The sequence below is a fragment of the Marinomonas sp. A3A genome, assembly GCF_018336955.1.
GTDB classification, from domain to species: domain Bacteria; phylum Pseudomonadota; class Gammaproteobacteria; order Pseudomonadales; family Marinomonadaceae; genus Marinomonas; species Marinomonas lutimaris.
Genome location: NZ_CP025532.1, coordinates 1,812,750 through 1,825,631 on the forward strand (window position 1 = coordinate 1,812,750; position 12,882 = coordinate 1,825,631).

Here is a 12,882-nt window from a genome sequence, read left to right on the forward strand (position 1 = left end):
TTCATGGGGCTTAGAAAAGTACTCGATAAAATGGAACCTGAGTTTCACTCAGGTGGAAAATACGAAAAGTGGTACGCGCTTTATGAAGCGGTTGATACTATTTTTTATCGCCCAAGTTCAGTGACCAAAAACGGCTCCCATGTTCGTGATGCAGTTGATATGAAACGCATTATGATTTTGGTGTGGATGTGTACATTCCCAGCTATGTTCTTTGGTATGTACAACATTGGTCTGCAAGCCAATACGGCTATGGAGGCAATGGGTGTTGCGCCTGCTGACTCTTGGCGCCATGCCATTATTGGTGGTCTAACTAGCTATAATGCCTCAAGCATTTGGGACAACATGATCTACGGTGCAATGTATTTTTTGCCTGTTTATCTTGTTACCTTTATTGTTGGTGGTTTTTGGGAGGTTTTATTTGCCTCTGTACGCAAACACGAAGTTAACGAAGGTTTCTTTGTTACTTCTATCCTATTCGCTCTTTCTCTGCCGGCCACTGTGCCTTTATGGCAAGTAGCTCTTGGTATTACTTTTGGTGTTGTCTTGGCGAAAGAAGTGTTTGGTGGTACAGGTAAAAACTTCCTTAACCCTGCTTTGGCTGGTCGTGCTTTCCTATTCTTTGCTTACCCAGCATCTATGTCTGGTGATGCGGTTTGGACAGCGGTTGATGGTTTCTCCGGCGCTACAGCGCTAAGTCAGCTTGCTGCTGATGGCGTTGCTGGTTTAACTGTTGCTTGGTCTGATGCATTTTTTGGCTTTATTCAAGGCTCAATGGGTGAAACTTCTACACTTGCTATCCTGATCGGTGGTTGTGCATTATTGGTAATGCGAATTGCTGCTTGGAGAATCGTCGCTGGCGTAATGCTGGGAATGGTACTAACTTCTGCGTTGTTTAACGCAATTGGTTCTGATACTAACCCTATGTTCGCTACTCCTTGGTATTGGCATCTTGTTTTGGGTGGTTTTGCCTTCGGTATGATGTACATGGCCACTGATCCAGTGTCTGCATCAATGACGAATCGTGGTAAGTGGTTTTACGGCGCTCTGATTGGTTTGATGGTTGTGTTGATTCGTGTTGTTAACCCTGCGTACCCAGAAGGTATGATGTTGGCAATTTTATTCGCGAATTTGTTTGCGCCATTTATTGATCACTTTGTTGTTCAGGCGAACATTAAACGGAGGATTGCACGCAATGGCTAGCAGTAACGATAGTATTAAAAAGACCATTATAGTTGCCTTATCTTTGTGTTTGGTTTGTTCTATTTTTGTTGCTGCGGCAGCTGTAGGTCTTAAGCCTATTCAGAACACCAATAAAGATTTAGACCGTAAGCGTAATATTTTATCTGCTGCTGGCATGCTTGAACCAGGCAAGTCAGTTGATGAAATTTTTGAGTCGGTTGAAACTCGTATTGTTAATTTGCAGACTGGCAAGTTTGCTACGCAAGAAGAGTTGAAGGACGCAGGTATCAAGGCTGAAACCTTTGATCAAAAAGCTGCATCTAAAGATCCTAAGTTATCTATTGCCCTTAAAGGCGAGCAGGATCCAGCAGGCATTAAGCGTCGCTCAAACTTTTCTGCAGTTTATCTTGTGAAGTCTGGCGATAGTATCGACCGAATCATTTTGCCGGTACATGGCTATGGTTTGTGGTCAACTATGTATGGCTTCATGGCTCTACAGAACGACTTTAATACAGTGATCGGTTTTGGTTTCTATGACCAAGCTGAAACACCTGGATTGGGTGGTGAGGTTGATAACCCTAACTGGAAAGCTCTTTGGAAAGGTAAAGAAATTTACAATGAGCAGGGTGAGGCGGCTATACATCTTGTTAAAGGTGGTGTAGATAGTTCAGATCCTAAAGCTGCTTATAAAGTTGATGGTCTATCTGGTGCAACACTAACAAGTCGTGGTGTTACTCATCTTGTTCAATACTGGTTGGGTCAGGAAGGTTTTGGACCATTCTTATCGCAACTACGTAGCGAAGGAGTTCAATAATGTCTGATGTGAAAAAAGTCCTCTTTGGGCCAATTCTTGCAAATAACCCAATTGCTTTGCAGATTCTGGGTATTTGTTCTGCGTTGGCCGTAACAAGTAGTATGAAAGTTAGTTTGGTTATGGCGATTGCCTTGACCTTAGTAACGGCTTTTTCAAGCTTCTTTATTGCGATTATTCGTAATCATATTCCAAACAGTATTCGTATCATTGTTCAGATGATCATCATTGCTTCTTTGGTAATTGTGGTTGATCAGATTTTGAAGGCGTTTGCCTTTGAAATTAGTAAGCAGCTCTCTGTATTTGTTGGTCTTATTATTACGAACTGTATCGTAATGGGGCGTGCAGAAGCGTTTGCTATGAAGAATGGTCCTGTAATGAGCTTTGTTGATGGTATTGGTAATGGCTTGGGTTACAGCGCAATGTTGATTGTTGTTGCCTTTTTCCGTGAGCTGCTTGGTGCTGGTAAATTATTTGGCTTCGAGATCTTTGCTACTATTCAGAATGGTGGTTGGTATCAGCCTAATGGCTTGATGTTGCTTCCACCTAGTGCATTCTTTGTGATTGGCTTGGTTATTTGGGCTTTACGTTCTTATAAGAAAGAGCAAGTTGAAGAGCCTGAATTCAAGATTGCAGCGAATTCTCGTTCTCAGGAGGCGCTATAAATGGAACATTTAATAAGTCTATTTGTTAAAGCTGTTTTTGTTGAAAACATGGCGTTAGCTTTCTTCCTTGGTATGTGTACTTTTTTGGCTTTGTCCAAAAAAGTAGAAACAGCGATAGGTTTAGGTATAGCGGTTGTTGTTGTTTTGGCGATTACTGTTCCTCTTAACAACTTGTTGTACAAAAATCTTTTGGCGGACGGTGCTCTTGAGTGGGCTGGTTTGTCTGGGGTTGATCTTAGCTTCCTAGGTCTATTGAGCTACATTGGTGTTATCGCCGCTGTCGTTCAAATTTTGGAAATGACTTTAGATAAATATATGCCTGCGTTGTACAACGCACTTGGTGTGTTTTTACCACTTATCACAGTTAACTGTGCCATCATGGGTGCTTCTTTGTTCATGGTTGAACGTGACTATGACTTTGGTGAGAGCGTTGTTTATGGTGTGGGTGCTGGTGTTGGTTGGGCGTTAGCGATTGCTGCGCTAGCTGGTATTCGGGAGAAACTTAAGTATTCAGATGTTCCTGCAGGTCTTCGTGGTCTTGGTATCACGTTCATTACTGTTGGTCTGATGAGCTTAGGTTTTATGTCATTTTCTGGTGTGCAGCTTTAATTAGCTGCTCATTTAGACAACCAAGAATAAGGTTTAACTAACATGGTCAACTTAGAAATTATTCTAGGTGTGGTGATGTTCACAGCTATCGTGCTTGCGTTAGTGGCAATTATCCTTGCTGCTCGTGCGCGCTTGGTAAGTACTGGGGACGTTACAATTCGCATCAATGGTGAAAAGGAAGTAACTGCACCTGCTGGTGGTAAGTTGCTTCAAACTTTGGCGAACAGTGGCATTTTTCTATCATCTGCTTGTGGCGGTGGTGGTACTTGTGCTCAGTGTAAATGTAAGGTGACTAGTGGTGGCGGCTCTATGCTTTCTACTGAGCAGTCTCACTTTACTCGTCGAGATGAAAAGGAAGGTTATCGCTTGTCCTGTCAGGTTGCTGTGAAGCAAGATATGGATGTAGAGGTGCCTGAAGAGGTGTTTGGTGTTAAAGCATGGGAATGTACTGTTGAGTCAAACCCTAACTTGGCAACCTTCATTAAAGAGTTAACGTTGAAGTTGCCTGAGGGTGAAAACGTTGATTTCCGTGCAGGTGGTTATGTTCAGCTTGAAGCGCCGGCGCATACTGTTCATTACAAAGACTTTGATATTGAAGAAGAGTATCGTGGTGACTGGGATAAATTTAACCTTTGGAAGTTTGTATCCAAGGTAGATGAAACCGTGATTCGTGCTTATTCAATGGCGAACTATCCTGAAGAAAAAGGTATTGTGAAGTTTAATATTCGTATTGCTTCACCACCTCCAGGTAAAGATGATTTACCACCAGGTCAGATGTCTTCTTATGTGTTCAGTCTTAAGCCTGGCGATAAGATAAAAGTATACGGTCCATTTGGTGAGTTCTTTGCCAAAGACACTGATGCTGAAATGGTGTTTGTTGGTGGTGGTGCTGGTATGGCGCCAATGCGTTCACACATCTTTGATCAGCTTAAGCGTTTGAATTCGAAACGTAAGATCTCTTTCTGGTACGGTGCACGTAGTGTCCGTGAGGCTTTCTATACGGAAGAGTACGATAAGCTTCAAGAAGAGAATGAAAACTTTGAATGGCATTTGGCGCTTTCTGATCCTCAGCCTGAAGATAACTGGGAGGGTAAAACTGGTTTCATTCATAATGTTCTTTATGAGAGTTACTTGAAAGACCACCCGGCTCCAGAGGATTGTGAGTTCTACATGTGTGGGCCTCCAATGATGAACGCATCTGTTATTAAGATGTTAGAAGATCTAGGTGTAGAAAAAGAAAACATCTTACTTGATGATTTCGGTGGCTAGCACCTGAATAAAGACCCACCTTCTGGTGGGTCTTTATTTTATTGGCGACTAAAAAGACTTTATATGCGTAAAAAAATACTATTTTCAGCCTTCCTGTTTATTGCTATTGCGGTTGTTTACCGTCTTTCTGTTTTTACTCCTGAACTGGCAAGTTTCTCTGGCCCGACAATGGGTACAACCTATACAGTGAAATTTTTTACTAAAAAAGACGTTAATAATTCTTCGGATTTGAAATACGACGTTGATGCAGCTTTGGTTAGAGTTAACAAGCTTATGTCGACTTATGATCCTAATTCAGAGTTATCGCTATTTAATAAGTTGCCTAAAGGACAGTCTGCGGTTGTCAGTAAAGATATGGCTTATGTTATTGATAAAGCTTTGCTTATTAGTGAAATGAGCGATGGTGAGTACGATGTTACTATCGGTCCTTTGGTTAACTTGTGGGGGTTTGGTCCAGGTAAACGCGAAGATAAAGTGCCTAGTCAAGATGCGATTGACGAAGCCAGGTTGCGAGTGGGCTACCATTACTTAAAGCTTGACAACCTCCATTTGACAAAAGAAAAAGATATTTATGTGGATTTATCTTCCATTGCTAAAGGATATGGCGTTGATGTTGTTGCGCGGGTTTTGGAGGATAAAGGGATAGAAAGTTACTTGGTTGAAGTGGGTGGTGAGATCGCGTCAAAAGGTATTAAGCCTGATGGATCACCCTGGAAGATAGCAATAGAGAGCCCGGCAGGTGGGCATGATATCGCAGAGCGTATAATTGATGTAAAAGATGTTGCCGTTGCGACATCGGGTGATTATCGAAATTATTTTGAGAAAAACGGCGTGCGTTATTCTCACACAATTAGTCCAGTAACAGGTAGGCCCATTACGCATAGGTTGGTTTCTGTTACTGTAGTAGATAAAACAACAACAATGGCTGATGGTCTTGCTACTGCAATTACTGTGCTTGGTCCCGAAAAGGGTTTCGAGTTTGCGCAGAAAAATGGCATTGCAGCGTATTTGTTGGTGAAAACAGATTTCGGTTTTGAGGAGCATCCATCTGATGCTTTCAGGTCTTATTTAAAATAAATGCGCTTTTAATTTTCTTGTTTTATAGGAGATATCATATGTTGACGATTATTTTGGCATTTGCCCTTATGCTTTTATTGGTTACTGCTATGTCTGTCGGTGTGTTGATGGGTAGAAAGCCTATTTCAGGTTCTTGTGGCGGCATGAGTGCTCTGGGTATGGAGGTCGCCTGCGATATTTGTGGTGGTGACAAAGGTAAATGTGAGAAAGAAACGAAAAAAGGTATGGCAGCAACGGTTTCTGATGACACGTTTTACGACGCATCTAAATAATTGAACAGTGAAGAGGGTATTATGACAACGAGACATTATGATGTTGTGGTGTTAGGCACGGGTCCTGCCGGAGAAGGTGCAGCGATGAGTGCTGCGAAGGCAGGCAAAAGAGTGGCTGTTATTGAGGCGAGTTCGCAAGTAGGCGGAAGTTGTACGCATTTAGGAACCATTCCATCAAAAGCGTTGCGTCATGCTGTTAAGGAAATTATTGCCTTTAATACTAACCCAATGTTCCGTGATATTGGTGAGCCTCGTTGGTTTTCGTTCCCAAAGGTTTTGGATCGTGCAAATAGAGTTATTGATAAGCAGGTCATGGGGCGTACAGAGTATTATGCGCGTAACCGAATTGACATTTACTTTGGTAGAGGTAAATTCAAGGATGCAAACACGATAGAAGTAAATACCTATGAAAAAGGGCCTGAGCTTCTAGTTGCAAAGAAAGTTGTGATCGCAACTGGTTCTCGTCCATACCGTCCGGCTAATATCGACTTTTCACATCCTCGTATTTATTGTTCTGATACCATTCTTAGCTTGAGTCATACTCCGCGCTCTTTAATTATCTATGGTGCGGGCGTAATTGGCTGTGAGTATGCGTCAATTTTTTGTGGGCTAGGTGTGCGTGTAGAATTAATCAATCCAGCTAAAAAGCTTTTGAGCTTCCTGGATGATGAAATTACCGATGCATTAAGTTACCACTTGCGTGATGGCGGTGTTCTGATTCGTCATAATGAGACATACGATTCTGTTGAAACGACAGAGCGTGGTGTTGTTATGCATATGGCGTCAGGTAAAAAATTGCGTGCGGATGCTTTGTTGTTCTGTAACGGTCGATCCGGTAACACTGATAACTTGGGCTTAGAGTCAATTAATCTTGATGTTAATAGTCGTGGTCAATTGGCGGTAAATGATACTTACCAAACGCAAGTTGAAAATGTTTATGCTGCGGGTGATGTTATCGGTTGGCCAAGTCTAGCGAGCGCGGCATATGATCAAGGTCGTGCTGCAGCAGCTAATATGTTTGGTGCACCAGGTGGTGAATTCATCAGTGAAGTGCCGACAGGTATCTATACAATTCCTGAAATAAGTTCAGTTGGCAAAACAGAAGCTGAATTAACAGCTGAAAAAGTGCCTTACGAAGTAGGTCGTGCTTTCTTTAAAAATACAGCTCGCGCTCAAATTACGGGCGAAGCGGTTGGGATGTTGAAGATTCTGTTTCACCGTGAGTCTTTGGAGTTATTGGGGATTCATTGTTTTGGTGACCAAGCGTCTGAGATTGTTCACATCGGGCAAGCTATTATGAAGCAGCCAGGCAAGCAAAATACGCTGAAGTACTTTTTGAATACGACCTTTAACTACCCGACTATGGCGGAAGCTTATCGAGTTGCGGCACTTAACGGTTTTAACCGAGTATTCTAGTTTTCTATTGTAATAAAAAATGCCCGCTTCACTAAAGCGGGCATTTTTTTGTCTGTAATATCTTATTGGGTTAGCTATCTTTAATGGCGTAAATGCCTTTTAGGTTTCTGAAGAAGCCTTTGTAGTCCATTCCGTAGCCGAATAAAAATCTATCCACAACATCTGTTCCAACATAGTCGGGTGTCATGTCCGTTTTGCGGTCGTGTAGTTTATTAATAACAGTCGCAGTATATACGCTGCTTGTTTCTTGATCCTCTAGCCATTTTGCGATGGCTTGTAGGGTGTGTCCTTGGTCAAAAATATCGTCTACAACGAGTATGTGTCTGTTTTTGAGGCTTGTTTGTGGGTAGCTTAGCCAGTTGAGTGAGGCGCCTTCCGTGTCCATTCCGTAGCGAGTTGCGTGAATGTAGTCGAGCTCTAATGGAAAGTTTAATCGTTCTATCAGGGCTGCTGTTGGAATCAATCCGCCATTCATAACGCAGAGAACAAGAGGGAGCTTATCTGCAAGATCTGCTGTGATTTGTGTTGCCATTTTATCAAGGGCTTCGTTAAGTTTTGCTTCGTCAACTAAGCAATCGGCCTCATCTAAAATTTTGTTTAGGTCGTTGATTGTATTCGTCATGGTAAGCCCTGTTGTGGAAAATTTGCGGGATTTTACATTAATCCTGACCGGATGCTAAGTTTTTCTGTTCTGTTGTGCTTTTTATGTTGTGCAATGTGGCGCATAAGCAGATGGATGCGAGAACAATGAGCCATGAGCTTTGTAACCAGATCAGAAATATCGGGATAGCTGCGAATGCGCCGTAAACGACTTGATAGCTGCTGAAAAACTGTGCAAACGAGCTGAATATCGTATTTAAGATAAAAAGACCAATGCTGCCTGCAAGAGCTGAAATTGATGCCCATTTCAGCGAAACCTCTGCGTTCGGAGTTAAAAAGTTTAGTGTCAGAAGCATTAGGAAATACAAGGTCATGCTTCCAAGTTCCAATAGGTTATCAATCCATGCGTTTGTTTGAGTGCCTTGAATTTGTATTGATATAAGTGTGCCGTATAGGCTTAACGAAGATGCAAATATGATTGGCCCTAGGGTTAAAATTGCCCAGTAGGTTAAAAGTCGCTCTCTAATTTTTCTGGTCTTTCTGATTTCCCAGATTGATTGGACACTGCTTTCAAAGCTATTTAGTAGTAATAGAGCGGTTAAAACTAGTGCGATCAATCCAGCAGCGGGAAGGTTTTTGGTTTGTGCTGAAAACTTAATTAAATAAGGCATCATGATATCGCTAGAGCCAGGTGCAAGATGTAGCTCAATGAGTTGAAATAGCTGTGCCTGCATTGCTTCTAATGCGGGTGTAAAGCTTAGTATTCCAACAATGATGGTAATTATAGGAACCGCAGCCAACAAACTTGATAAGGTGAGTTGAGCTGCTTTCTGTGAAAGATTGCTATGTTTGAATCTTGTTATTGTTAGATATCCATAACGTTTGAAGACAAGAAAAAAATAAATTAGACGTTCTGGCATGGTAATAAGGCTCTGTTTAAGTAGGTTACTACAATAACATAGGCTTAAAAATTTTATTAAAAACTTCTTTTTAATGCACAATGCACAAACACAGTGCAACGTGACTCCTTTTGGAGCGAGTGTCTTGTTTTTTCTGGGGGCTGCTTGTATTATTTATCTCGTTCCTTTTGTGATATTTGTGCTGCGGAGTAGTGAATTTTAACTATTCTCGGTTCCATGGTTGCAAATAGTCATTTTTAGCCCAGTTTTACTGGGCTTTTTTATGTCTATTGGTTGACGATTGCTATTCCATCCCTATAATAGCCCACCAAATGAAATGTAATGATCTTTGTTCCGTTAGCTCAGTTGGATAGAGCAACCGCCTTCTAAGCGGTAGGTCACTGGTTCGAATCCAGTACGGAGCACCATTTTCAGTCCATTACTTTAATTAAATTATTATTTAGGTTTTGTTGGCTGTAATTGAATAGATGTCTTGTTAATAATGAGATTGCCAACAAATTAAAGCAGGTTCCCGAGAGGAAGTTTTATGCAAGTTTCTGTAGAGACAACGTCTCCAATTGAGCGCGTTCTAACAATTAGTGTTCCAGCTGCTCGTGTTGACGAAAAAGTAAATTCTGAAGTGGCTAAAACAGCGAAAACAATCCGTATTGATGGTTTTCGTAAAGGTAAAGTGCCTGTTAGTGTTGTGAAGAAACGTTACGGCCAAGGTATTCGTCTTGATGCTGTTGAGCAAATTATGCGTGATGCGTACGTTGAAGCGATTCAGAAAGAATCTATTCAACCTGCAGGCATGCCTTCAATTGAACCTAAGAACTTTGCTGAAGGCGCTGATCTTGAGTTCGTTGTAAAAGTAGAAGTTTATCCAGAAGTTACACTAGCTGATAACTCTGCGATCAAAGTTGACCGTGTTGTATCTGAAGTAACTGATGCAGATGTTGATGTGATGTTGGAAACTTTGCGTAAGCAAAATTCTGAATGGTCTGCTGTTGAGCGCGCATCTGCGGACGGCGATCAAGTAACAATTGATTTTGTTGGTTATCTAGGTGATGAGGCTTTCGACGGCGGTGCTGCTGAAGGTCACAAATTGGTTTTGGGTTCCAATACCATGATCCCAGGTTTTGAATCTGGTATCCTAGGTGCTAAAGCTGGCGAAGAACGCACTATTGAAGTGACTTTCCCAGAAGATTACCAAGCTGAAAACTTGAAAGGTAAAGAGGCGACTTTTAAAATTACCGTTTCTGAAGTTGCTGAGCAAATTCTTCCAGAGCTAGATGATGCTTTTGTTGAGAAATTTGGTCTAGAAGAAGCGACTGTTGCAGCTTTGCGCGCAGAAGTGCGTAAGAACATGGAACGTGAGCTAAATCAAGCAATTAAGTCAAAGCTTAAGAATGCTTTATTTGAAGGTTTGTCTTCAATCAACGAAGTTGAAGTACCTTCAGCTCTTGTTGATCAAGAAGTTGATGCACTGCGTAAACAAGCTGCTCAGCAGTTTGGTGGCCAAGGTTTTGATGCATCTCAGTTGCCTGCTGAATTGTTCCAAGAAGAAGCGAAAAAACGTGCGAAGTTAGGTTTGTTGATTTCTGAAGTTATCAAGAAAGATGACTTGAAGGTTGATAATGACCGTGTTCGTTCTTTCTTAGAAGATATGGCTCAAGCTTACCAAGAGCCACAGCAAGTTATTGATTTTTACTTAAAGAACAAAGAACAATTAGCTCAAGTTCAATCTGCTGTACTTGAAGAGCAAGTTGTTGATAAACTGTTAGAATCTGCTCAGGTTACTGAAGTAACTTTGGGATATGAAGACGCTATCAAGCCAAATGCCCAAGCAGAAGAGGCTGGGGAAGAAGCATAAGACAAGTCTTATCTTTTTTAATAAGGTCGACATAGCGCTTGCTATGTCGACTTTTTTGTTTTAAGGAATGCGATATGAATTTGATGAACCCGACTACTGGTCCTGTTGCAATTACAAGTAATGGTCTTGTCCCAATGGTTATTGAGCAGACCGCTCGTGGAGAAAGGTCATTTGATATTTACTCGCGCTTACTTAAGGAGCGAGTGATTTTTTTGGTTGGTCAAGTTGAAGACCACATGGCCAACTTGGTTGTGGCTCAGTTGCTATTTTTAGAGTCAGAAAACCCAGATAAAGATATTCATTTGTATATTAACTCTCCAGGTGGCTCGGTTACTGCAGGCATGTCTATCTATGATACTATGCAGTTTATTAAGCCAGATGTTAGTACCATGTGTATTGGCCAAGCGGCGAGCATGGGGGCTTTGTTGTTAACAGCTGGTGCGGCAGGCAAGCGTTATTGTCTGCCAAATTCACGAGTTATGATTCATCAGCCGTTGGGCGGTTATCAGGGGCAAGCTTCTGACATTGAGATTCATACACGTGAAATTTTAAGTATCAAACATAAATTGAATGAAATTATTTCTTTTCATACTGGCAAGCCAATTGAGCAAGTTGCTATTGATACGGATCGTGATAACTTCATGAATCCGCAAACAGCAAAAGACTACGGTTTGATTGATGATATCTTGCAGAAACGAACAGTTTAAGAAAAGGGTGGAATAAATGTCGGATGATAATTTTAGCCGTGGCGACCACTCCGATCGGTTATTGTATTGCTCTTTTTGTGGAAAGAGCCAAGACGAAGTAAAAAAACTTATTGCAGGGCCTTCTGTCTATATTTGTAATGAGTGTGTGGACTTGTGTAATAACATTATTACGCAAGAGCTATCTCAGATTTCTGAAGATGGTGAGTCTGCTGATGAATTGCCAACGCCATCAAAATTGAGTGCGGCGCTGGATGATTATGTTATTGGTCAGGACAAAGCGAAACGTGTTTTAGCTGTGGCGGTTTATAACCACTACAAGCGTTTGCGTCACCAAGGCAAAACGGACACTAGTATTGAGTTGGGTAAGAGTAATATCTTGCTAATTGGTCCAACAGGTAGTGGTAAGACGCTGCTCGCACAGACGCTTGCTCGTGTTCTAGATGTGCCGTTTACGATTGCTGATGCAACTACATTAACAGAGGCTGGATATGTTGGTGAAGATGTCGAGAACATCATTCAGAAACTATTGCAGAACTGTGACTACGATGTAGAAAAAGCGCAACGTGGTATTGTTTATATTGATGAAATAGACAAAATTTCTAGAAAGTCTGATAACCCATCTATTACACGTGATGTGTCTGGTGAGGGTGTTCAGCAGGCATTGCTAAAACTCATTGAGGGTACCGTTGCATCTGTTCCTCCACAAGGTGGGCGTAAGCATCCTCAGCAAGAATTTTTGCAGGTCGATACATCGAATATTTTGTTTATTTGTGGTGGTGCGTTTGCAGGTTTAGAGCGTGTTATTAGCGATAGAACAGAAAAAAGTAGTATTGGTTTTTCTGCAACAGTGAAGAGCAAAGAAGAAGGCCGATCTTTTTCTGAGGCGGTTCACCGTGTAGAAACGGAAGATTTAGTTAAATTCGGTTTGATTCCAGAATTTGTTGGTCGTTTGCCTGTTGTGGCAACACTTTCAGAGTTGGATGAAGAAGCCTTGATGACGATCTTGAGTCAGCCTAAAAATGCGCTTGTTAAGCAATATCAGCACCTGTTTGAACTTGAAGGTGTTGAGTTAGAGTTCACTCCTGAGTCTTTACGTGAAGCGGCTAAGTTAGCTTTAGAGCGTAAAACGGGTGCTCGAGGTTTGCGTAGTATTTTAGAGTCTGCTTTATTGGATTGTATGTACGAGCTTCCAACTCGTAATGATGTAGTGAAAGTTGTTATGGACGCTACTTCAATTCGTGGTGAATCTGCGCCTTTAATGGTGCTAGAAAAAGAAGAGTTGGCTAAAAACGCTTAATTCTTTAAAGCTCGACAAATAAATATAAAGCCGAATTTAAGTTTTATTACTTAAATTCGGCTTTTTTTATGATGTTTCGCTTTAAAACACTGTGTAGACTAAATTCAAATAGTGATGGCGCTTGTAATTTTAGGCTTCGCCCTTATCTCTTTCCTAATCAATGTTGAAATATAAAAGTGCACTTTTCTTTATGTGCCCGGATTGGAAA

The 12,882-nt window shown here is 41.5% G+C and carries 13 protein-coding genes and 1 tRNA gene; 12 read left to right on the forward strand and 2 right to left on the reverse strand.

All coding sequences use genetic code 11. From position 1 onward, the window contains the following. Nucleotides 1-3 precede the first annotated feature (3 nt). The 8 genes from CYL31_RS08375 to sthA all read left to right on the forward strand — a co-directional run bounded on the left by CYL31_RS08375 (nucleotide 4) and on the right by sthA (nucleotide 7,298). A complete protein-coding gene (locus CYL31_RS08375; RefSeq protein WP_212918463.1) occupies nucleotides 4-1,200 on the forward strand; it encodes an NADH:ubiquinone reductase (Na(+)-transporting) subunit B in 1,197 nt (398 codons plus the stop codon). After that, nucleotides 1,193-1,993: a Na(+)-translocating NADH-quinone reductase subunit C gene (locus CYL31_RS08380; RefSeq protein ID WP_212918464.1), complete on the forward strand. Its 801-nt coding sequence runs from the start codon at nucleotides 1,193-1,195 to the stop codon at nucleotides 1,991-1,993. The genes CYL31_RS08375 and CYL31_RS08380 overlap by 8 nt, the downstream gene beginning before the upstream one ends. Beyond that, nucleotides 1,993-2,655, forward strand: coding sequence for an NADH:ubiquinone reductase (Na(+)-transporting) subunit D (locus tag CYL31_RS08385; RefSeq protein ID WP_212918465.1), 663 nt, complete (start codon nucleotides 1,993-1,995; stop codon nucleotides 2,653-2,655). The genes CYL31_RS08380 and CYL31_RS08385 overlap by 1 nt, the downstream gene beginning before the upstream one ends. Beyond that, nucleotides 2,656-3,264: an NADH:ubiquinone reductase (Na(+)-transporting) subunit E gene (nqrE, locus tag CYL31_RS08390; protein WP_012069424.1), complete on the forward strand. Its 609-nt coding sequence runs from the start codon at nucleotides 2,656-2,658 to the stop codon at nucleotides 3,262-3,264. Nucleotides 3,265-3,306: 42 nt separating this feature from the next. Beyond that, the gene (gene nqrF / locus CYL31_RS08395) at nucleotides 3,307-4,533 is read left to right on the forward strand and encodes an NADH:ubiquinone reductase (Na(+)-transporting) subunit F (protein WP_212918466.1); all 1,227 of its coding nucleotides are present in this window, start codon (nucleotides 3,307-3,309) and stop codon (nucleotides 4,531-4,533) included. A 63-nt stretch (nucleotides 4,534-4,596) separates the two neighbouring features. Further along, nucleotides 4,597-5,610 carry an FAD:protein FMN transferase gene (locus CYL31_RS08400; protein ID WP_212918467.1) on the forward strand — a complete coding sequence of 338 codons (1,014 nt, stop codon included), beginning with the start codon at nucleotides 4,597-4,599 and terminating at the stop codon, nucleotides 5,608-5,610. A gap of 38 nt (nucleotides 5,611-5,648) precedes the next feature. Next, the gene (gene nqrM, locus CYL31_RS08405) at nucleotides 5,649-5,882 is read left to right on the forward strand and encodes a (Na+)-NQR maturation NqrM (protein WP_212918468.1); all 234 of its coding nucleotides are present in this window, start codon (nucleotides 5,649-5,651) and stop codon (nucleotides 5,880-5,882) included. Between the two features lie 21 nt (nucleotides 5,883-5,903). Then, a complete protein-coding gene (sthA, locus tag CYL31_RS08410) occupies nucleotides 5,904-7,298 on the forward strand; it encodes a Si-specific NAD(P)(+) transhydrogenase (protein ID WP_212918469.1) in 1,395 nt (464 codons plus the stop codon). Nucleotides 7,299-7,368: 70 nt separating this feature from the next. Here the strand turns inward: sthA and CYL31_RS08415 are convergent, their stop codons facing one another. After that, nucleotides 7,369-7,920, reverse strand: coding sequence for a hypoxanthine-guanine phosphoribosyltransferase (locus CYL31_RS08415; protein ID WP_212918470.1), 552 nt, complete (start codon nucleotides 7,918-7,920; stop codon nucleotides 7,369-7,371). A gap of 37 nt (nucleotides 7,921-7,957) precedes the next feature. After that, complete coding sequence (locus CYL31_RS08420) at nucleotides 7,958-8,818, reverse strand: YihY family inner membrane protein (RefSeq protein ID WP_249411740.1); 861 nt, start codon at nucleotides 8,816-8,818, stop codon at nucleotides 7,958-7,960. 330 nt (nucleotides 8,819-9,148) lie between these two features. Here CYL31_RS08420 and CYL31_RS08425 point away from each other — a divergent pair. The 4 genes from CYL31_RS08425 (at nucleotide 9,149) to clpX (ending at nucleotide 12,674) form a co-directional block, all read left to right on the forward strand. Then, nucleotides 9,149-9,225, forward strand: a tRNA-Arg gene (locus CYL31_RS08425). A 119-nt stretch (nucleotides 9,226-9,344) separates the two neighbouring features. Next, nucleotides 9,345-10,670, forward strand: coding sequence for a trigger factor (gene tig / locus CYL31_RS08430; protein WP_212918472.1), 1,326 nt, complete (start codon nucleotides 9,345-9,347; stop codon nucleotides 10,668-10,670). Nucleotides 10,671-10,744: 74 nt separating this feature from the next. Continuing rightward, nucleotides 10,745-11,377: an ATP-dependent Clp endopeptidase proteolytic subunit ClpP gene (gene clpP / locus CYL31_RS08435; protein ID WP_212918473.1), complete on the forward strand. Its 633-nt coding sequence runs from the start codon at nucleotides 10,745-10,747 to the stop codon at nucleotides 11,375-11,377. A gap of 16 nt (nucleotides 11,378-11,393) precedes the next feature. Next, complete coding sequence (clpX, locus tag CYL31_RS08440; RefSeq protein ID WP_212918474.1) at nucleotides 11,394-12,674, forward strand: ATP-dependent protease ATP-binding subunit ClpX; 1,281 nt, start codon at nucleotides 11,394-11,396, stop codon at nucleotides 12,672-12,674. Nucleotides 12,675-12,882: the final 208 nt, after the last annotated feature.